Below are 22,821 nucleotides of genomic sequence, written 5' to 3'. Positions count from 1 at the left end.
GAGTTTACATTAAAAAAACATAAAAATTGTCGAAGAGAGTTGAAGATTTACATTTGGAAATAGGCTGGCGACTGGAGCTGGACAGCAAAAGTCTCTGATCATACATATAGACTAAAAAACTTATGCTTTCTTTACCTAGCAAAAAAGAAGAGGCTGTCAAAAAAATTGTTAATAAAAACAATTTTTAAGACAACCTCTTGCTGTTTTTTCTAAAAACGGTTAATATCTCGTACATTTTCATAGGAAGTTCTGCATCCATTCGAGCCCTTATTCACCAGCTTGCGGAATATTTTTTAACATATATCCTAGTCCCGGATAGGTGACAATATATTCTTGCTTCGTCTTTAGTTTTTCTTTTATTTTCCGGCGAATCCGAGCAATTCCAACTCGCAAGTATTCTATATCATCACGATATTCCGGTCCCCAAACCTCTGTAAGCAATGTTTCATGTTGAACGACTTTATCCAAATTTATAGCTAAAATTTCCATTAAGGAAAATTCGGTAAATGTTAATTTAAATTCTTCGTTATTAATCCAACTTCGTTTACTCGCGATATCTAATGAGAATTCTCCGGTTGTTATAATTGAAGTATTAGACATTTGCTGGTCTGCAATAGACGGCTGACTTCTTCGTAAGACTGCTTTTACTCGTGCAAAAAGTTCATCTAAAGAAAATGGCTTTGTTAAATAGTCATCAGCCCCGACATTTAATGCTTGTACTTTATCTTGTGAATTGCTGCGTGCAGTTAACATAATGACTGGCACATTCGTAAATTTTCGTAGTTTTTCTAATACATAAAAGCCATCATGCCCTGGCATCATAATATCTAATAAAATGAGATCTGGTGATACTAAATCATACGTTTCCAATAATTCATCTCCAGAGCTTACTGTAGAAACGTGATAGCCCATCGACTTTAAGTTCGCAGCAATAAACCGTAAAATTTTAGGTTCATCATCTACAACACAGATTCTTTGACTTTTCATTTTATTCTTCCTCCTCTCCTATTGGGAAGTACAAGGTAAATATACTGCCTTTATTACGTTCACTTTCCACGGTAATTTTACCATGATGTGCTTCCATAATCCCCTTGCAAATAGCTAAGCCTAAGCCTGTCCCACCCGTCCGTCTCGTGCCCGTAACATCTACTTGATAAAAGCGAGTGAAGATTTTTTCTAGATGATCTTCTGAAATTCCGATGCCATTATCTTTTACCGATATAATAATATCAGTAGACGTCCGATCAAGTGTTACCACAATTTTTTTTATAGTTTGGTCATTGTAGCGAATCGCATTCATAAATAAATTGACTAATACTTGCTGAATTCGAAATTTGTCACCGTAAAAATAGAACGGCCCATCCAGTTTGTTTTGAAATGTGACCTCTAGTTGTTCTTGCAGTTCTTTCGGTATTTGCTGGAGTGACTTTTCAATAATTTGATCACCGCGGACCATATTTCTTTCTATAAACATAGTGCCTGATTCAATTTTTGATATATCCATCCAATCACTTACTAAGTGCTGGATACGCTCAATATCTTCATGAACACCTTCTAAAAGCTCCCTTTCAAAGTCGGGTTCCCACTCTACATCATCGCGGAGTAATGTTTCGACACTGCCGCGTATATTTGTTATTGGCGTTTTAAACTCATGTGAGGTTAATGAAATTAAGTTGTTTTTTAGCGTATCAATTTCTGCCTCTTTCGTAATATCACGTAATATTAATCCTTTACCGATAATTTGATCATCAAGAAAGACGGAAAAACTATGCAGCATATAGGATTTTATTTTATCATTACCTTCTACATGTTCGAGTTTTATTTCCGCTTCGTCCTGTTGAATAAAAGTTTGCAATTCATCTTTACTTATTTGAAAGAGCTCCATAAATCGTTTATACATATCTTTCAATTCAAATAATTTATAGTCCGTATCTGAAAATACTATTTGTTGGAAAAAGTCATTTACGTATTCAATTTCATCCTTGTTATTAAGCAGCATTAATCCTTCTGACATACTTTGCAAAATGGCCTCAAGTTCGGCATGCTTATTCCGAATCATTTCAAATAGATATTTATTTTCCAACATAATAGCTAACGAGCTCGCAAATGTTTCTAAAAACTCTTGTTCACTTGCATTAATTTTTTGATTATTAATTAAATCAACAACTAAAAATCCTTGTAAGTTCTTACCTATTTGGATTGGTTCAATATGCTGTTTCCCAGCAGCCTTACGGTTTAAATATTGTTGAACGTCTGTAATGGCTGTAATTTCATCAGGTGTGACTACGATGTTTTGAAAAACAACACAAATAGAATATTCTACAAATGGCGTAATTTGATTTAAACAATGCTGGATAAATTGCGTTAAATCCCTTTCTGCCGAAACGGATGTAATTAACTTATTTACCGCCTTTAATTCTAAATTTTTATTTTCTAATGTCGCTGTTCGTTCTTTCACACGGTTTTCTAAGTCTTTATTTAGCTTTATGAGCCCGTGACGGTTTTGTTCTACCTCTTCAATTAAATTACCAAAATGATCATATAGTTCTACGATTTCTCTCGTTCCCTTTGTAGGCCGCTGAAATTGCGGTTTATTATTTAAACCGCGCGTGTAGTCTTTATATTGTTTAATATAGCGCAGCACATTTTGGAGCGCTGTTTCAAAACGGTTCGCAAAAAAGAAACTTACTACTATCATAAAAACAGTTGCCATGAGGACAAAAAGGATTCCCATAGAAATGGCTTCTTTATACGTATCATATATATACTTTGTCGGAGTACCAATCCATACTTTCCAGCCTAATCTATCATTTTTAACGAACGTAAAATATTGTTCTTCCCCATTTTCGATCGCAATATAATCGCCGCTATCCTGTAGCTGTTCATGAGGCAGATTTTTGACAAAAGGTGCGTCTTTAAGATTTACAAGTTGTGTGCGTGTATCAACATTAGGATGAACAACAACGTTATCTTCTTGATCTAGCACGATGACAAAACTTTTTTTATCATTGATTCGAGATGTGATATGATCTGCTAATGTATTTAAGTCAAAAGCCCCTAATACATATCCGATCATGTTATCATCCTCACTCATAATAGGGACAACCGCTGTTACAAGCATGATATTAGTACCGACTCGTCCATGAAATACGGAGGATAGCACAGGTTGTTTTGTTCGTTTAAGCTCCTGATAATAAGGACGATCACTAAAATCATGATTTACTCGTTCGGCCCCATCCGTATAAAGTTCCGGATAAAAAACAATCGATTCTCCTGCTTCATTCCCAACATATAAATTAACAAAACCAGGATATTTCTTTTTAATTTGCTCTAATCTTTTTTCAATGGAAGCTAAATCTTGGTCTTCAAAAAAAGGTTCAATGTTGAAGGCTAGCATTTCAACAGCTTTTCGATAATCTTGAACATAGTTAACAATATAATCATCTAAAAAGACCGTCGTTTGAAATTGTTTCTCTTTATTTTCTTTTACGAGCGAGGACAATTGGAAGATTTGGAATGCGCCTAAAATAACAATAGAAACAAGGGTAATCGTTAGAAAGGATAAGATAAGTTCTCCTTTAAATGTCCGTGGTCTCCTCAGGTTTTTCATTTCGCGCCTCCTTTCTTTCATAATAGACTCTCGGCATTCACCGACTCATATTGAACGAGATATTAATCTACATACAACGCAAGTGCTAGCCACCGTTGATTTCCGTTCCAGGCGGTCGTTTTCCGGGGGGCGTGTGGTGAGCCTCCTCGGCCGCTTCACGCCCTGTGGGGTCTCACCTTTCACGCTGATCCCCCAGGAGTAGCCGCCTTCCACTCCAATCAACTGAGATATTCTTTTGCTCATAGGCTCTGTTATAACCGAATGTTGATTTCACTGTATTTGAAAAATAAACGGATAAATTCCGTTTAAGTTGAGAAATACCCCTCTTCCCTTAAAAATAAAGGAAGTTTTTTCGTTTATATAATGAAAATCCCTAGATTTTGTCTCATTTTGAGCTGTTAATCGGAATATCTCCGCTTAAATCTGCTTTTTAAGCTCCTCTATATGCATTAGCAGGAAATTTTCCGTCTATGAACTCACATACCTTACACTAGAATCAACAATTTAAAACAAAATCTGTTAATGGTTGATTGTAGCGAAAGTGCGAGACTCCTGGTCGGCTAAAGACGGCCACGTCCTGTGGCCAACGCCGACACTAGGACTTCCTGTCCGTCGCGGGTTCAGCGGGACAGGTGAGACCCCACAGGCGTTTACGCCGAGGAGGCTCATGGAAATGCGTATGCGCCTTGACAGCCCCGACAAGCATAAGACAAATTACGCAGTGGCTTGCCTTTTAGCCACGTAGTAATATGACTTATGACCTCGAGGGGCTAGGCGCTGAAGCTAGACAATCCGCCCGCCCCGAGCAACTGTAGCGGAAATCAACCAAGGCACAATCTTGATAAGCAACAATGTTACAAAACAACCTTTTTTAAAAATAAATATGTGACGTTTCTTTGGCATGTCTTTTTTGAAAAGGTTTTGAAAATGGAGCAAATTTACGCCCCGTGATTCCAGGAGTCTATTCATATTACATGCATCTATATGGTTGAGAAAAGTTCATCATCTCTAACGGTACGATATTAATTCGGATTAAAAGTAAATTTAATCATATCACTCTAAAATTATCAAACCATTCATATTTTACACCCTATATGCACAAATATGGTATTAGACCTACAAGTACATGCAGGTCTAATACCATATAGATTAATTATAAATTTGTGTACCCGCTTTGCCTTCCATTGCTAGATCAGCTTGGTCAAGGGAACAAATGATAGCTTTTCCGCCTAATTCTGCAAACTTAATGGCTGCTTCCATTTTAGGGCCCATACTTCCTGCTGAAAATTGACCTTCTGCTTGATATTGTTTCGCTTCCTCTAAAGAAATAGTCTCAAGCGCTTTTTGGTCTGGCTTACCATAATTTACGAATACATTTTGAACATCTGTTAAAATCATAAATGTATCTGCTTTAGTTTCGATAGCTAAACGAAGGCCACTACGGTCCTTATCAATAACTGCTTCTACACCTTCATATGTGCCATCTTCATTTAAAACGACAGGAATTCCACCGCCGCCGCATGCTACAACAATCGCATCTGATTCTACAAGACGCCTAATGGTTGGTGCATCAACAATGGATTGCGGCATTGGTGAAGGAACAACGCGTCTCCAGCCACGGCCTGCATCTTCGCTTACTACCCAGCCTTTTTCCTCAGCAAGTTGTTTTGCTTCTTCTTCGCTATAAAAAACACCAATTGGTTTATCCGGATTTGTAAAAGCAGGGTCATCTAAAGAAACCTCAGTTTGTGTTAAAATACCCACAACGTCACGGTCAAGATCAACTTTACGAAGTTCATTTTTCAATGTTTGTTCCATCATATAGCCAATGAATCCTTGAGATTCTGCACTGCATACATCAAGCGGTAATGCGGGAACAACGTGCTTCGCTTCTTCATTTTGACGTAAAATATTCCCTACTTGTGGACCATTACCGTGTGTAATGACTACCTTGTGACCTTGTTTTGCAATACGCGCAATCACTTCACTGCTTTTTCGTACGTTTTCTAATTGGTTTTCATATGTTGCTTCTTGCTTTGGCTGCAAAATGGCATTTCCGCCAAGGGCAATTACTACTTTTTCTGACATGTTTATTTTCTCCTCCAAGCTAATAGACCTAATAAAATTCCAAAAATCGTATCTACGCCGGAACTATGTCCAACGGCTAGTAAACTTTCGAGTTTTTCAGGTAATACATCTGTATCCTCTATTAAATGTTCGATAACGCTTACGACAGTCGAACTAAACTGACCATTAGCAGCATAGTATAAATACTCTTTTGCAACATCTGTCGTAATCGATTCATTTTCTACTAATGATAGAACAGCTTCATTAAAGGTAGGGTGAAACGGACGAGACGCCGCTTGTACCGCGAGTAATCCAACAATATGATCATCACCAGATGGGGTTAGTCCCCTTCCTCTTCCTAGTAAATAACGCAGAGCGGTGAGGCACGTCTCTTTATCTTCTGTAAATAAAGAGTGTGTTAGTTTATTAAATTGTAATAATATAGTTTCATCTATCGAATCGCTTGTTGTTTTTCTTTGTAAATAATCTAAAACAAACTGTTCAATTGGTACATCTAAACCAGTAGTGGCATCATAGTTTAATAACGAAATTAATATTGTTTCAATGCTGCGACACATTGCATCCATATCACCCGAAACACTTATTGTATTTTCATATACTCGTGCTTTTGCAAATGATAGGATCACATTTCCGTCATTAAAGCTAAGGGTTTGTGCCATATGATTCCAATGAACTGGACTATCTTTATCTATTTCCTTAAGAATTTGCTCATTCACTTCTTTGGACAGATGGGCGCCAAAAGGAAGTTGGCCATTTTTTGTCGTGCCTATAAATAATAGACGCTTGCCTAATTTGATATTTACTCCATTGTTAAAGACGCTGTGGATATAGCCTGTTTCATTTTCAGTAAGGAAAAGAGGAATATTTTTTGCATATTCCTCTATATAGAAAGTTTTGTTCATTGTCTTTTTAGATTAAGCCCAGTTTTTTTGCGTATGCTTCTAAAGCTTTTTCGAAACATTCTTTAGGAGCACGAACAGTACCTGCACCAACTTGTCCAACGCCTGCTTCTTTATGAGCAATACCAGTATTAATGACTGGCTCAATTCCTGTTTCTACTACTTTGCGAGAATCGATTCCAAGACATGCACCTTGGAAATCCCATGTAGGAATTGTAAAGTTACTGTTTTGTCCGATACAAATTTCGCTCATTTCTTCACTCGTTTTTAGTGCATCTTGGAAACCGCCTGCACCTACGAAACGTGTTACACCAGGAGCTGCAATCATCGCCATACCACCGACGCCAAATGTTTCTGTAATCGCGCTATCACCGATATCTGGGTTTGCATCTTCTTGAGAATAGCCTGTAAAGAATAGGCCTTGTGGTGTATTAACTGGTGCAGTGAACCATTCATCACCCATTCCACTAATACGAATACCAAAATCTTTTCCGTTACGGCACATTGCTGTAACAACAGTACCTTCTTTAATCGTTCTTGCTCCGTCCATGACTGATTTACTTGTAGCCATAGCGATATTTAAGAAGAATTGATCTGTGTCAGCTAAGAATTGGATTACATCTTTTTTATCTTTATCATCCATCTCAAGTTGTACAATAAGTGGGCTGATTTCTTTTAAGAATATTAAGGATGCTGCAATATTACGTTGGTGGAATTCGTCACCCATTGTAATTGCTTTTGCAATCATTACATTTAAGTTTAAGCCGTCCTCTGTAAGTTTTAGAGCTCTTGCAATAGTAGGCCCTAAAATATCTTTCATCCAATGTAGACGAGTGATAACTTCTTCAGAGTAAGCACCGAAGCGAAGCACCTTTCCGATTCCTTCGTTCATAATACAGTAAGCTTCATTACCTTCTAAGCGGTTTTCAACAACAAATACTGGCATATTTGCTGAAGTAATTCCTCCCATTGGTCCTACTGCATTCACATGGTGGCAAGGGATAAATGTAACTTCACCATTTTCAAGCATGCTTCTTACTTCTTCTTCTGTTTCAGCCCAGCCTTCAAACAGCCCCGCGCCGACACAAGAACCTTGCATTGGGCCTGTCATGTCTTCCCATTTAATTGGTGGACCAGCATGTAGTAATACTTTTCCTTCATTTAATTCAGCAATTTTTTCTTTCGCTGGTACAACATCAATGAGGAAAGGAGCTGAATTTGTAATTTTTTCAACAACCGCTTCATTTGCTTCTGTTTCTGAGTTCAGTAAGCTCAAAACTTTTCTCATTTTTTCATTACCGCCTGCAACTGGTCTCCAATCGTATTGAACGACGCGGCCGCCGTGAGCGATAATCGCATCTGTGAAGCTCTTTAATCCAACGTTAATGACGCTAGGTTTATTATTTAAAAGATTAGTAATCTCTTCTGAAACGGTTAAATCAAAGTTTCTTACTTCTCCTTCATAAGGAACAAGCACTTTTTGTGGATCTTCTACTTTTAATCCAACAATTGATAATGCTGTACGGACAGCTTGGTTATTATTATCCTTCACGATAATTCCTGCATCGGATAATTTTTTGCGTTGGTCTCCATAGCTTTGTGGGTCATTGGCTGTACCACATACAGATGCAACAACATGCAATGTTCTGCCTTGATCTTTTGCTTTTGCAACAGCTTTTTGAATATATGGAAGCAATGCACTTGCCATATCATCATGTGAGCCATAACCAAGTACGAAATCTAATACGACAACTGCTGTGCTTGGATCATCTGCAGCTTGTTCAATGAAACGTGCTCTTGTTTCAGGGTCAATCATTGGATGTGGCTTACCTTGCGTATATTTGTCATCTCCAAGGTCAACAACTTCATGGCCGTCTTGTTTTAGAACATAACCATCAACATTTGTAATATGGCTGCCTAAACCTAGTGCATCAGAAATTAACACGGCTGCTTCAGAAGCTAATGTACCGCCTGAGAATAGGCCTTTGATTGTCTTTTGACCATTTGCAAGTTCAGCATTATCTGCTGTATAGTCACCATCTGCATAGTTTTCTTTAATATCATTTTTCTTTGCTAAATCAACAGCAATTAGTGCCGTTTCTTCCAACGTATAGGCTTGATAAATATTGCCTTCATGTTTTGTTGGTTTTTCTCCAAGGAAGATTGCGACAACTGGTTTTGATAAACTGTGAAGCAATGCTTCTACTTCTTTGCGTACTGATTCTGCTGGCGGCTTAGAAATAACAACAATAATTTCTGTTTGATTATGATTTTCTAACGCCTTAATTCCGTCCATCATCGTAATCGCGCCAATTGGCTCTTTTAAGTCACGGCCACCTGTACCAATTGCATGGCTGACACCTTCACCTAAACGGTCAATAATCGCTGTAACTTCTTGAATACCAGTTCCAGAAGCGCCAACAATACCAATACGGCCTTTATTTACGACGTTAGCAAACGCCATTGGAATACCATCAAGAATTCCAGTACCACAGTCAGGACCCATAACAAGCAAGCCTTTATCATGTGCTTTTTGTTTTAAAGCAACTTCATCTTCCACTGATACGTTATCGCTGAACAAGAAAGTATGAAGTCCCATATCTAAAGCTTTATGTGCTTCTTCAGCAGCATATTGTCCAGGTACAGATATAAGAGCAACATTTGCATCAGGCAATGCTTTTTTAGCACGATCCCAAGTACGTACTGTTTCGAATGTTTCGGAACCGCCGCTAATAGATTGATCTTGTAAATATTGATCAACTTTTTCTAGCACTTCTTGTACTTTTCCTTCGTCATCTGTATCAATTACGATGGCCATATCATTGGACTCAGCTGTTTCCAACTCATCTGTGTATAGATTTGCACCTTTGAAAATATCCTTGTTCGCAGGTGTACCCATCATAATTTGTACTTTATTCACTCCCTCTGTTGCAGCTACTGCATTTGTTAGGAGCATAAGGTTAATAGAATCTTGATAAGAATTCTTTTTAATAATCGTATAAAGCACCTTAAATCACCTCGTAAAGTATTTTTAGTTACATTCACGCCGTCTCGCTTAATTAATAAATTGGCGACTTTTGTTTGTACAACTGGAGTATATAATAGGGCCCATTACAATCGAATAAAATTGAAAGTGGTTACATTACAAAAACCTAAAAAATTAGACAATCCCTGGATTTATAAGGTTTCAAGAGACATGCGATATTAAAAAAACATTAAAAATGGGGATTTCTTCTTCCACAGCTTTTAATTTGATGTATGATTTATAACAAGAAAATCCCGTTTTGTTCCATAAATTCCCTTTCATAAATGTAGCGGCATCCAGTGGAGGCAACATTCGCTACTGCGATTACTCGTCTTACGAAAATATGGAATAAAGTTAAATAAATGCTTTTTAATCGAAAATACAAAGGGTGGAAATTGAAATGCTCACAACGTATGTATATAAGAAAATAAACGATTGCGAAGTCAAAGGTGACTTGTATGCCGTCGAAGATGAAAGCGCCCCATTAATTGTTTACATTCATGGCGGTGGACTCGTTTGGGGGACAAAAGAGGACATATTAAAAGAACAAGTGGCGTTATATAATCATGCTGGGTATCATGTATTTTCAATTGATTATCGTCTTGCTCCAGAAGCGAAACTTCCTGAAATTATCGAGGATATTGAGGATGCGCTATATTGGGTGAAAAACCAGAATTTCTTTCAATTTGACCGAAATCGAATCGGCGTCATTGGTGGTTCTGCCGGAGCTTATCTCGCATTAACTACCGGAACGTTTAAAGAAAAACCAAATGTCATCGTTTCATTTTATGGATATGGAAATATTCTCGGCGACTGGTATTTAAAGCCAAGCCCACACTATGTTAAAACTACGATCGTACCGGAAATATTAGCAAAACAATTGATTAAGCCTCACCAAATTTCTTCAGCACCGATTGAAAAAAGATATGCTATTTATTTATTTTGTCGTCAGCAAGGAAAATGGCTAGACTATGTAACGGATGTGAACCTAGCTTCAGACAAAGACCAATTGAAAGCCTTTTGTCCAATAGAAAAAGTGGATAAAACTTATCCACCAACACTACTTTTACATGGGGATTGTGATGAAGACGTACCTTATGATGAATCAGTTCAATTTGCAGAGACATTAAAAAAAGGAAATGTTCCACATAATCTCATTACGATTAAAAATGGAAAACATGTGTTTGACCAAAATATGTCCCAACCACAGGTGAAGGAAGCTTTTACGGAGGTTTTACGTTTTATAGAGAAATATATTTAATTGTATATCGAATAATTTAAATATACAGAACAAAGTAAACAAGCAAGGCAAGAATATTACTAATGAATATCTTGTATTGCTTGTTTTATTCGATTAGCCTCGAGCTGCCTCTACTGATTTCTTGTGCAGCTTATTCTATTCCATAGTATCCGCAAACGACATAGCCAACTGCTTTTGCAGCAACGATTAGGGAATCTTCGTCAATATCAAATTTCGGATTATGGTTAAAATAAGGTTTTTCCACCCCTTTTGGCGTACATCCAATTTGAACCTCTCACGGCTAAAGTCGTAAGATTCCTAAGTACAGAAACCCATTGGCTTCTAATGGATTAGGCTATCCCCACAGTTCCTACGTTAACGTGACATGAAGTCACGCCCGATTCGAAGCCGATTCATCTCATGATTGAAATCACAAGTGTTCTCAGCTATATCATAAAAATCTAAAATATATTTAGCTGTTTTTTCTTCCTCAAAAGATAGTTCCGGATTCTCATGTAAATAACGGTGAATTTTGATCATTTCATCTTTGCGGGCTTCCAATCGTTCCATTAGCTTTATTCTTATCAAATAGTGCCCTCGCCTTCACTTAATTTTCTCCTTCCATTATTCCCTGGAACTATAGAAACAGAACGCAATATTAAAAAAAAGAACAAAAAAGCCATTGATATGTAAAAACACATCAATGACTTAACAACTTATATTTACTTTATGATACACCTTGCCCCGCTGTCTGCAACTCTTTGTGGTCACTTAAACCAAGTGCCTGCGCTGTTGATGCATGAACTGTATGGAAAAACTCTGGGTTTTCAGAAAGCGGCATGCCGTAAGAAGGAATCATTTCCTTAATCTTCGGTTCCCATTCATTCATGTATTGCGGGAAGCATTTTTCCAAAACTTCAAGCATAACGTGAACAGCAGTCGATGCACCTGGTGAAGCACCGAGCAATGCAGCGACTGACCCATCAGACGCAGTCACAACTTCCGTACCAAATTGAAGGGTCCCTCTGCCACCAGTATCTGTATCTTTGATTACTTGTACACGTTGACCTGCTACGACGATATCCCAATCATCACTTTTAGCATTCGGAATAAATTCGCGCAGTTCATCCATGCGTTTTTCGTGAGATAACAATACTTGCTGGATTAAATATTTTGTTAGAGACAATTCCTTTACGCCTGCTGCTAACATCGTAAGGATATTATATGGTTTTACAGAACAGATTAAATCCATATTCGATCCCGTTTTTAGGAACTTCGGCGAGAAACCGGCAAACGGACCGAACAACAATGACTTTTTATTATCGATATAACGTGTATCAAGATGCGGAACAGACATTGGAGGAGCGCCCACCTTTGCTTTTCCATACACTTTTGCATGGTGCTGCTCTGCCACTTCCGGGTCATTGCATACTAAAAATAGGCCGCTAACCGGGAAGCCTCCGATATGTTTAGATTCAGGAATACCGGTTTTTTGCAGTAAAGGCAAGCTTCCGCCGCCTGCACCAATAAAGATGAATTTTGCAGTATGGTACTCGATTTTTCCGCTCTCCATATTAAGCACTTTCAATTCCCATAAGCCTTCTTCGTTGCGCTTAATATTTTTGATATTATGCTTGTAGTTGACCTTAACATTTTTACTCTTTAAATGGTCAAATAGCATACGCGTTAAAGCACCAAAGTTAACATCCGTACCAGAATCAATTTTCGTTGCGGCAAGCGGTTCATTTGACGAACGGCCTTCCATAATCAACGGGATCCATTCCTTCAGTTTCTCAGGATCATCAGAAAATTCCATCCCTTGAAACAGAGGATTATTCGAAAGCGCCTCAAAACGCTTTTTCAAGAACGATACATTCTCTTCCCCTTCTACTAGACTCATATGAGGGATTGGCATGATAAAATCATGTGGATTATGAATCAGATGACTGTTGACAAGATAAGACCAGAACTGTCTTGAAAGCTGGAACTGTTCATTTACTTTAATCGCTTTCGTGATATCTATAGACCCGTCAGGCTTTTCGGGTGTATAGTTAAGCTCACACAGCGCAGCATGGCCAGTACCTGCATTATTCCATTCGTTAGAGCTTTCTTCTCCCGGATTTTCGAGCTTTTCGAACACTGTAATTTCCCAGTCTGGAACCAATTCTTTCAGAAATGTCCCCAAAGTCGCACTCATGATACCGGCACCTATTAAGATAACGTCAGTTTGTCTATTACTCATTTCGATCTTCCTTACTACTCTATAATTTGAAGAAAGGATGTAATTCGCACATCTTTTCCTGAGGAACTATATTCTTATTATTATAGTTTACCACTATTGTTTATAGAATAAAATATTTACTGGAATTTTAGGGCATTAAAACTATGCAAGTTCTGGAAAAAGGTAGGAATTCTACTCAATAGTTCTTTTTCTTATAAAAAGTCCTGAATACTATATGGCTGGGCTTTCTTTAATGTAATCGTAGTTGCTATTTCGATATTTGACTGGCAGTAATTTTCAGTTTACGAGTCATTATTACGGGGTTACTGGCCGTTGTCTTCGTTTTACTGACCGTACTAGTAAATATCCCACGTCAAAATATAAAGTCTCTTAACTGCCTAAATATTAGGTGTGAAGGGTAGTCAATCTACAGTTTATTAACGCAGTCTACCTAAAAACTAAAAAAGAGTCCTACATGGCTGTTTTCACGCCATAGGCACTCCATCAAATTTTCAGAAGAGACATTACACTCATTTCTACTTAAAGAACAAATCGATTAACTAGACCATTTAAGTTCTCTGCTAACTTAGCGAGGTCGTCGGAGTTTTTCGCTACTTCTTCGATAGAACTGCTAATTTGCTCAGATGAAGCTGATGTTTGCCCTACTCCTGCAGCCGATTCTTCGGAAATTGTGGCAATTTCCGTTATGGATTCGTCCATTTTTTTAGTACTTTGGGCAATATTTAAGATATTTTCAGAAACAATTTGAATGTTGTTCGTCATTTCTGTTAAGGCTGCACCAATTCCATTAAAGGTTTCCTGTGTTGCTTTAATTTGGCTCGTTCCTTGTGTAACTTCCTTATATCCGTCTTCAAGCGATTCCGCAACTAAGCTGGATTCATCTTGTATGTCATTTACAATGGTTGTAATATCTGACACAGACGCAGATACTTGTTCCGCTAGTTTTCGGACTTCATCTGCTACTACTGCAAAGCCTTTTCCATGTACTCCCGCTCTAGCGGCTTCAATTGCTGCGTTCAATGCAAGTAAATTCGTTTGATCGGCAATCTCTCGTATAACCGAAACTAATTTGGATATCTTATTTGATTTTTCATCTAATCCTCTTACCTTATCAACAGCATCATTCACAATTTGATCAATTTTCGCCATTTGCTCACTCGAAGCCTGCATCAATTGACTACCTTCGTCCGTCATCTGCAACACATGATCAGAAGCTTGCTTTATACGTTCACCATTTTCATTAGCCTCATCGACAGTGGCAGAAAAAGATACCATTATAGAAGCCAATTCGCTCGTACTCATAGCTTGAGTTTCCGTGCCGGTAGCCAATTCTTGCATGGTGGCAGATATTTGTAATGAACCAGTATTCACCTCATTCGCCGATTGAGTCAGCTCCTCACTTTGTTTAGAAATAGAATGGGATACATGATTGATCTCACTGATCAAACTACGTATATTTTTATTCATTTCATTTGTCGATGCAACAAGCTGAGCAATTTCGTCTCGTGATTTCGTTGTTAGCGGCTCGTGGCTGAGATTCCCACTCGAAATTAATTGTAATCTCTCCATTACCTTTTTTACAGGAGTCGTAATGATAGTCGAAGTAGTGAATGCTGCGGCTACACTTATAACAATGACTAAAATAATGGCGATTAACGCTATGTACAATGTTGTATTTCCATTATTAATAATACTGTTCCCTTGCTTTTGGATTAGTGCTTCACTATCCGCTGCGATCGTCTCAAACCCCTCCATAATATTACGGGCTTCTTTTGACGCAATTGCTAAATTTAAAGTAGCTTGTTCTTTATTGCCTGATTCTACTTCATTAAATATATCGCTGTTAACATGCTCTCTCCAATCATTAGCCCGCTGGATAAGTTCCTCAAATTCAGCTGATGCACCCAATTCCTTCACAATCTTTTCATAATGCTGTGCTTTTTGTGTTTCATCTTCAAATATATCTTTATTGTCATTATAGCCAAATACAACGTAACCACTTGCTAGCCCTATACTGTTGGCCATTCTAACAGCCATTTGTTCTCCAGCAATCAATAATTGAAGATCTTTGCTGATCATCCTTTCGGTATCGGTATTAACGTTGTGAACTGAATGATAGATATATACACCAAAGGTTACGAACAATAAAATGACAAGAGAGAAGCCAACTACAATTTTCATTCTTAAACTTTTAAAATTATTAAAAAGTATCATGTGTTCGTCCTCATTTCAACAAAAGATATTCTTATAACCACTCATGAGATGTGAATAGCTGTAGCAGAATAAAAAATATGCCAACTATTTTTCATAGCTGGCTCATTGTCTCTCATAAAATCGCACATGATTTATGCTCTTTGTTTACGAGTAAATACGTCAAAAATAACTGCTAAAGCCAATACACCACCACGAATGATGTATTGAGGGGCAATTCCTACGCCCATCAAGTTCATGCCGTTCGTAAGGGTAGCCATAACGAGAGCACCAATAATAGCTCCTGTTACTTTCCCAACCCCACCCGCTGCTGAAACACCACCGACGAAGGCAGCTGCAATGGCATCCAGTTCAAATAATGTACCTGCAGTAGTTGTAGCTGATTGTAAGCGGGAAGTAAATAAAATACCTGATAATGCGGATAGCATCCCCATAGAACCGAATACAAGAAATGTAATTTTACTTACGTTAATTCCACTCAAGTGCGCTGCTTCCGGGTTACTGCCGACCGCATAAATATGCCGGCCTACAACAGTCTTTGTTGTTATAAAGTGATAGATCATAACGACTAAAAGCATAATGATAACTGTCCAGGATAATCCATTGTAGCTAGCTAAGATCCAAGTAATATAACCAATAATAGCTGATACAAAAATTAACTGCAGAAGAAAAATCTCCTTAGACACAACTTCAAAATTATATTTTATTTTATTTCTTCTGTTAGCGATCGTACTGTAAATATAAAATACGATGGCCAAGGCACCTGCTATCAATGATAATAGATGCACGCCATTAATGACCATGAGTGATGGAATAAATCCATTTCCAATCGCGTTAAACGCATCATTATTAATGATGATCGTTCCAGTCTTTTCTGTAGCTAATAGAATGGCTCCTCTATAAATAAGCCACCCAGCAAGTGTTGCGACAAAGGCGGGAATACCTATTTTAGCTACTAGAAAACCTGTAATCGATCCGGCAAATATTCCAAGGATAAGGATAATGGGAATAACAATATAAACTGGCCACCCTACTTGCATAAGTAATATTGCCGCGATAGCTCCAAGAAATCCAGCTAAGAAACCAATCGACAAGTCAATATGTCTAATCACAATAACGAGCATAACACCTACTGCTAAAACGGCAATATATCCAGCAGAATCTAGTAAGTTGCTAATATTTCTGGAGGACATGAATAAACCATCTGTTAGGATTGAAAATGTAACCATAATAACAATTAAAGCAATGTACATACCGTAATCACGAATATTATCTTTAATTAAATGCTTCGCTTCATTCAATAGTTTCATAATGTTAACCTCCTATTGCGTAGCAAGTTTCATGATTTTTTCTTGATCGGCTTCCGTGGATGATAGCTCACCTTTAATTTGACCTTCAGCCATCACATAGATGCGATCACTCATTCCAAGAATCTCCCCAAGTTCTGAAGAGATCATAATAATACTCATACCTTGATCTATTAGTTCATTCATGACTGAATAAATTTCAAACTTAGCGCCAACATCGATCCCTCGAGTTGGTTCATCTAAAATAAGTAGTTTAGGGCCGACAAATAGCCATTTGCCCAATGAGACTTTCTGTTGATTACCCCCACTTAAATTACCAACTAGCTGTTGTAATGATGATGCTTTAATACCTAATGAATGTTTATAATGATCAGCAATCTTGATTTCTTCATTTTGATTAATAATTCCATTTGCTGAAATTCCATTAAGGTTGGCAGCGGAGATATTATTTTTAATATCCTGGAGTAAAAACAAGCCATCTCCTTTACGATCTTCTGTAACATAGGCAATTCCGGATTTAATAGCCTGACTAGTATGTTTAAAATTGGAACGACGTCCACCAACAAATAGCTCCCCTTGCAACTTATAAGACTTTGAGTTGCCAAAAATACTAAGCGCAAGTTCTGTTCGGCCAGAGCCCATTAATCCCGCAATGCCGACAATTTCACCTTTTCTAACATGCAAATTGATATCTTTCGAGACATGGCGTCCTAATTGCGGATCATAGGCATTCCAATTCTTTAACTCGAGGATTTTATCACCTAAAGACTTTTTCGCTCTTTTAGGATAAATATCCTCAATTTCTCTACCAACCATATTTTTAATAATCGCACTCTCATTCACTTCTCCTTTAGAAGCATCAAGCGTGCAGATCGTTTCTCCATCTCGGATGACAGTCGCCTTATCCGCAATGGAAATGACTTCCTTCAACTTATGGGAAATCATGATGCAAGTGATCCCTTGCTTTTTTAACTCCCGCAGCAAGTCTAATAGGTTCTCACTATCATCTTCATTAAGGGCAGCAGTCGGTTCATCTAAAATTAGCAATTTTACATCTTTACTTAACGCTTTCGCAATTTCAATGAGCTGCTGTTTGCCAACTCCTAAGTCTTTAATCAACGTTTCCGGATTGACTTTTAGATTCACCTTTTCCAGCAAGTTTTTAGATTCAACAATCGTTTTGTTAAAATCTAAAACCCCTTTATGATTTACTTCATTGCCAATAAAAATATTTTCATAAACTGAGAGATCTGGAAATAAGGCAAGCTCTTGATAAATAATGACGATTCCCGTTTCAACACTGTCAGTGATTTTATTAAACTTTTGAACCTTGTCATTAAATACGATATCCCCCTCATATGTCCCATAAGGGTAAACACCGCTAAGTACTTTCATAAGCGTAGACTTACCTGCTCCGTTTTCACCGACTAAGCAGTGAATCTCCCCTTTCTTCACTTTGAAATTAACGTTGCTGAGCGCCTTGACTCCTGTAAATTCCTTCGTAATCTGCTTCATTTCCAGAATATATTCGCTCATGTTTTTCCTCCTCAACAAAACAACTATTACAATGGGGAAATAGTGATAGACCTTCATCTATCACTATTTATAAATATTGTTCTAGTTATTTACGTTTTTATAGTCCAGAGAAATCGCTCTCTTCGTAGTAACCGGAGTCAATAAGTTCCCCTTTAACATTCTCTTGTTCAACAACGATAACATCTGTTTGTTTCGCAGGAACTTCTTTACTTCCGTTCTCATAAGAGCCCGTTGTTTCAGGGGTATTGCCGTCCAGAATGTCAATAGCCATTCCCATTGCATCTGAAACAAGTGTACGAACGTCTTTAAATACGGTCATGGATTGTTTACCATCAATAATGTATTGAATAGAAGCTTTTTCAGCATCTTGACCAGTAATTACATATTTTGAAACATCAGGGTCAGATCCAAATACATCTGCGATCGCACGGGAAGTACCATCATTTGGAGCAAGAATAACCACATCGCCTTTTTTGTCTTTGCTCGCAGCTGTTAAGTGAGTCTGAGCTTTGTTTTTCGCTTCGTTTGGATCCCAGTTTGTCGTTACTTGTCCTAGGATTTTTCCTAATTCATCGCGAGAAAGTTCTGCCTTATCCTTTAGACCTTCTGCTTCACTTGAGTTTGAAATTACAAACGTTCCATCCGCAATTTTTGGTTGTAAAACTTTCCATGCACCTTCAAAGAATAAGAAGGCATTATTGTCTGAAGCTGCACCAGCATAAAGGTATAGCGGAATGCCCTTTCCATCACCAGCATGATCAATTAAGTATTGACCCTGTGCTTCACCTACAGCCACACTATCAAATGTAACGTAGTAATCGACCGCGTCTGTATCTGTAATAAGACGGTCATAAGCAATAACAGTAATCTTGTCTTTTTTTGCCGATTCTACTGCAGCACCAGCTGCTGCACCATCATGCGGGGCAATAATTAAAACATCAATCCCTTTGCTAATAAGTGTTTCCACGTTTTCTTTTTCCTTAGCAGAGGAACCTTGGCTAAACAAAATTTCAGTCGTATAATCGGAATCTTTTAACGCATCTTTAAAACGTGTTTCGTCTTGCACCCATCTTGGTTCGTCTTTAGTAGGTAAAACAATCCCAACGTTTACCTTGCCGCCTTTAGCTTTTTTTCCACTATCACTGCCTTCGCTGCTCGATGCATTATCATTACTGCAGCCAACTACTAGAAACGCCATTAGCATAGCAACGAGTAAAGCGGACATAACTTTAAACTTCTTCATATTGAAACCCCTTTCAAATATATGGATTTAACTTCAATTTAAATATATCAATGCGGTCAGCCTATAAAAACGCTTACTTATAGTAATTTCTTACTTTCATCTGGCATTTTTTAATATTATAAAAAAACTGGAAGGCGGCTACTCAGCCACGATACATAAATAACCTGATGCAAAAAGTCGCGTTTGACTTTTATTGACTCAGGTTATTTGACCTTGAGGGGCTGGGCGCCTAATGAGGAAGGAAGCGAAGGCTGCAACGTTCTGCCGCTTCGCCTGCATTAGTTAGTACATTCATGAACGCCGCAATGACTTCCTGACCCACATCATGTGAGCCAAAGACAAGCAAAATTTTAAGAGCAAGTTTTGCCACAAAAATAAATTAAGGCACATCTAGCGTTAAAATTAACCGCTAGATGTGCCTTTTTACAAAGCCCCGATTGTTCCCTTTAAGGACCGTCCACGTGCTTCAACTATATTAATGAATGTCTTGAATGACTTTTTCTAGGAATTCACCCATTCGCTTAACGGCCGGCTCTGAAAAATCAAAACTGACGCCAGTTTCTTCATAAACAGCTGCGATGGATTGATTGTAGTCCGCACTCGCCCCTTTTTTAAAGGATTCGACAGCTTGCTCTGGATTTTTTTGATAATTCTCAAGTAATTGTAGAGCACCAAGCATCGAGATGGAGTATTCAATATTATAGAAAGGAACTTCGAAATAATGAAGGGTGCCTGCCCAACTCATCCCGATTTCTTCCTCCAAGCCAGATGTATCGACAGGGTTTAAGCCGTAGCGTTTTGAGATTTCAAAGTATTTTTCATCACGCTCTTTGGCAGTATGATTTGGATTTGTATACATCCAATGCTGGAAGAGATCCCCTGACAATGGGCCGTATAACATTGTAAATGCCCGTCTCAGCTCTTCACGCTGGGCGCTCTTAAAATCTTCTTCTTCTGGATAAAAACGATCTAACTTATCCAATAAGAGCAATTCCATTCCATGAGAATATAGTTCAGCAATTTCCATTCGGTGCTGATAGTCTTCTGTAGGACCGTGTTCTGAAAACTCGAGATACCCATTCACTGCATGGCCCATTTCATGAATTAATGCGATCAGAGAGAAAAAGGATGGGCTAAAGTTCGCAAAGACAAAGGTATCGCCTGAAACAGGCAGAGGAGTACAGAAACCACCTGGGCTTTTTCCTTTTCGATCCCCAAGATCTAGTAACCCATTCTCTCTCATATAATCGAAACGGTCTGCAAAATATGGGTCGGTCTTCCCTAAAATCTCAGAAACGCCATCCATAAGAGTAGACACATCGGAGTATGGTGGGTTTTTCATTAATTTAGCCGTGTTATCCCAAGGGCGATATGTATCGACACCAAGCTTGGATTTAAAAACATCAGCAAGTCTGTTCCAAGCCGGAATAATATGTTTTTCTACATTTTCATGAAAGTCATAACAATCTTGGACACTATACTCACGATTTTTAGCCACAAACATATAATCACGATAATTTTCAAAGCCTGCATTTACAGCGATTTGATGGCGTAGTTGAACGAGTTCGTCCATAATAGCATCCATATCGGACTTAATTTGTCGGAAAGCAGAACCAATCTTGTGATAAGCTTTTTCTCTTATTGCTCTGTCTAAATGATCAAGTTGGGATTGGATAAATGGAAAAGGCTTCTCCTCCCCCTCCCATTCAACTGTTAATCCTCCCATAATTTCACTATACTTCGTACAGAGCTCTTGCTCTCTTACCATTAATGGAATGTTTTCTTCTCTGAACAGTTTAATTTCGGACTCGCGAACTCGTCGCATCAAGCCATAGTGTTTTTCATCTAATTGATTAAAATAAGGAGACGTACAGCATTTCTCATTCAATTTAGCTTTATATGTCATTAAAAGTGGTTGAATGACTTGCTGATCGTGAAGATAAGTCGACTTAATTTCTGCATCCTCTGTGTTGCGATAGAAGTCGACTTGGTGACCTGTCATCGCTTCCGTGATTTTAATCATTAAATTCTTTTCATCTTTTAACCACTTTTCTAGGTCAGAAACGGATTCGATTTGAATCTCAAGTAAACTTCGAATTTGGGCTTCTACCCCTTCTACATCTTGTAAATCAATTAATTCTTGATAATAATGATGACGTACCTCTTGTGTCATGAATAACTCCCCTTTCCCTTTTTAATAATATTATAGAATCCTTGTTCTGAAATCTAGCTTTTTCAAGATGGTTGGGCAGGAAATAGTTCTTACAGTAGAACCCGTTATGCAATTTAATGTTAAAACTTTATTTCTCTTTATATACTTCTTGTCTAGTATGGAAGCCATCCGCAATGATCGTTTCATCGATATTTTCTTGATCCACAGCAATAGGAGATAGAAGCACGGAAGGTACCTCTGATTTTCCGTTATTGACCATTCTTTCTACACTTACTGCTTCCCCTTTAGCAAGCTTTACTGCAAGTTCAGCTGCTACATTAGCTAGTTCCTTGAGCGGCTTATATACTGTCATCGTTTGAGTACCTTCAACGATTCGCTGTGCTCCGGCAAGATCAGCATCTTGACCTGCAACAGGTATTTTTCCAGCGAGACCTTGTTCTGCTAATGCTTCTATGACTTTACCTGCAGTTGCGTCATTGGCGGAAATTACGGCATCGACTTCATTGTTGTTTGCTTTTAAAGCCTCTTTCATACTGGCATATGCATTTTCAGGAAGCCAATCCTTTGACCACTGGTCGTACACAATGGTTATATGCCCCTTTTCAATTAAGGGCTGAAGAACATTAAAAACACCTTTTTTAAATAAATGGGCATTGTAATCTGTTTCGGCCCCGCCGATATACACATACTTTCCTTTAGGAACTAATTTAGTTATCGCTTCTGCCTGAAGTTCACCCACCATTTCGTTATCATAAGAAACATACAAGTCGATTTCGGAATTTCGAACTAATCGATCATAAGACAGCACCTTAATCCCCGCAGAGTGGGCCTTTTTGACAATCATTGCTGTTGATTCCGCATTATGTGGAACGATGACCAATATATCAATGCCCTCATTAATCAACGTTTCTGCTTGTAAAATTTGTAAAGCATCATCTCCCTCTGATGCAAAAATTTTCACTTCTGCCCCTAAGCCTTCTACTGCTTCCCTAAACAGTTCTCGATCCCTTAGCCATCTATCCTCGGCCAATGTATCCATGGAAAAGCCAATAATGGTTTTATCGTCCTCTTCCTTATGGCTTTCACTATTTAATTTATGTAATAAAAGATCTTCTTTTAGAGCTTGATGATCTAATAAACCATTTTTTTGTTCACAGGCAGTGACGGCAAGGATGAAAACAAGCATTAGTAATAGGATACGAACCTTCAAAAAGGTCTGTTTCATTCATTTCACACCATTTCATTCT

The 22,821-nt window shown here is 38.1% G+C and carries 14 protein-coding genes and 2 pseudogenes; 1 reads left to right on the top strand and 15 read right to left on the bottom strand.

Translation table 11 applies throughout. The features are described from left to right. Positions 1-267: 267 nt before the first annotated feature. The 6 genes and pseudogenes from KHA96_RS08800 to fdrA all read right to left on the bottom strand — a co-directional run. Entirely contained in the window at positions 268-987 is a 720-nt protein-coding gene (locus KHA96_RS08800) for a response regulator transcription factor (protein WP_213128940.1), read from the bottom strand. Between the two features lies 1 nt (position 988). Continuing rightward, positions 989-3,610 carry a sensor histidine kinase gene (locus KHA96_RS08795; RefSeq protein WP_249315416.1) on the bottom strand — a complete coding sequence of 874 codons (2,622 nt, stop codon included), beginning with the start codon at positions 3,608-3,610 and terminating at the stop codon, positions 989-991. A 1,149-nt stretch (positions 3,611-4,759) separates the two neighbouring features. Further along, positions 4,760-5,698, bottom strand: a complete 939-nt coding sequence (gene arcC, locus KHA96_RS08790; RefSeq protein ID WP_213128939.1) for a carbamate kinase — start codon at positions 5,696-5,698, stop codon at positions 4,760-4,762. Between the two features lie 2 nt (positions 5,699-5,700). Then, positions 5,701-6,600 (bottom strand): oxamate carbamoyltransferase subunit AllH family protein, encoded by a 900-nt coding sequence (locus KHA96_RS08785; protein ID WP_213128938.1) that lies wholly within the window; start codon positions 6,598-6,600, stop codon positions 5,701-5,703. A 7-nt stretch (positions 6,601-6,607) separates the two neighbouring features. Further along, a complete protein-coding gene (locus KHA96_RS23025) occupies positions 6,608-7,885 on the bottom strand; it encodes a YlbE family protein (RefSeq protein WP_481748235.1) in 1,278 nt (425 codons plus the stop codon). Then, positions 7,862-9,604 (bottom strand): annotated as a pseudogene (fdrA, locus tag KHA96_RS23020) (acyl-CoA synthetase FdrA); the annotation flags it as partial. The pseudogene fdrA and the gene KHA96_RS23025, both read right to left, overlap by 24 nt. Before the next feature lie 418 nt (positions 9,605-10,022). Between fdrA and KHA96_RS08775 the strand changes: the two are divergent. Beyond that, positions 10,023-10,883 (top strand): alpha/beta hydrolase, encoded by an 861-nt coding sequence (locus KHA96_RS08775; RefSeq protein ID WP_213128936.1) that lies wholly within the window; start codon positions 10,023-10,025, stop codon positions 10,881-10,883. 130 nt (positions 10,884-11,013) lie between these two features. On the opposite strand, the pseudogene KHA96_RS08770 reads toward KHA96_RS08775, so the two are convergent. The 9 genes and pseudogenes from KHA96_RS08770 to KHA96_RS08730 all read right to left on the bottom strand — a co-directional run. Then, positions 11,014-11,148 (bottom strand): annotated as a pseudogene (locus tag KHA96_RS08770) (amidohydrolase); the annotation flags it as partial. Between the two features lie 89 nt (positions 11,149-11,237). Further along, entirely contained in the window at positions 11,238-11,432 is a 195-nt protein-coding gene (locus KHA96_RS23495) for a hypothetical protein (RefSeq protein ID WP_249315607.1), read from the bottom strand. Between the two features lie 157 nt (positions 11,433-11,589). Beyond that, entirely contained in the window at positions 11,590-13,143 is a 1,554-nt protein-coding gene (locus tag KHA96_RS08760; protein WP_349305755.1) for a malate:quinone oxidoreductase, read from the bottom strand. 480 nt (positions 13,144-13,623) lie between these two features. Then, entirely contained in the window at positions 13,624-15,318 is a 1,695-nt protein-coding gene (locus KHA96_RS08755) for a methyl-accepting chemotaxis protein (RefSeq protein WP_213128934.1), read from the bottom strand. 131 nt (positions 15,319-15,449) lie between these two features. Beyond that, entirely contained in the window at positions 15,450-16,625 is a 1,176-nt protein-coding gene (locus KHA96_RS08750) for a sugar ABC transporter permease (RefSeq protein WP_213128933.1), read from the bottom strand. A 12-nt stretch (positions 16,626-16,637) separates the two neighbouring features. After that, positions 16,638-18,158 (bottom strand): sugar ABC transporter ATP-binding protein, encoded by a 1,521-nt coding sequence (locus KHA96_RS08745; protein WP_213128932.1) that lies wholly within the window; start codon positions 18,156-18,158, stop codon positions 16,638-16,640. A 97-nt stretch (positions 18,159-18,255) separates the two neighbouring features. Further along, the gene (locus KHA96_RS08740) at positions 18,256-19,401 is read right to left on the bottom strand and encodes a sugar ABC transporter substrate-binding protein (RefSeq protein ID WP_213128931.1); all 1,146 of its coding nucleotides are present in this window, start codon (positions 19,399-19,401) and stop codon (positions 18,256-18,258) included. A 475-nt stretch (positions 19,402-19,876) separates the two neighbouring features. Beyond that, positions 19,877-21,574 (bottom strand): M3 family oligoendopeptidase, encoded by a 1,698-nt coding sequence (locus tag KHA96_RS08735; RefSeq protein WP_213128930.1) that lies wholly within the window; start codon positions 21,572-21,574, stop codon positions 19,877-19,879. Positions 21,575-21,701: 127 nt separating this feature from the next. Further along, a complete protein-coding gene (locus tag KHA96_RS08730) occupies positions 21,702-22,799 on the bottom strand; it encodes a sugar ABC transporter substrate-binding protein (protein ID WP_213128929.1) in 1,098 nt (365 codons plus the stop codon). Positions 22,800-22,821 lie beyond the last annotated feature (22 nt).

Source organism: Bacillus sp. FJAT-49711 (assembly GCF_018343715.1).
GTDB lineage: Bacteria > Bacillota > Bacilli > Bacillales > Bacillaceae_C > Lederbergia.
The sequence above is the reverse complement of the archived record's forward strand: the minus strand, read 5'-3'. Positions and strand labels throughout refer to the sequence as shown.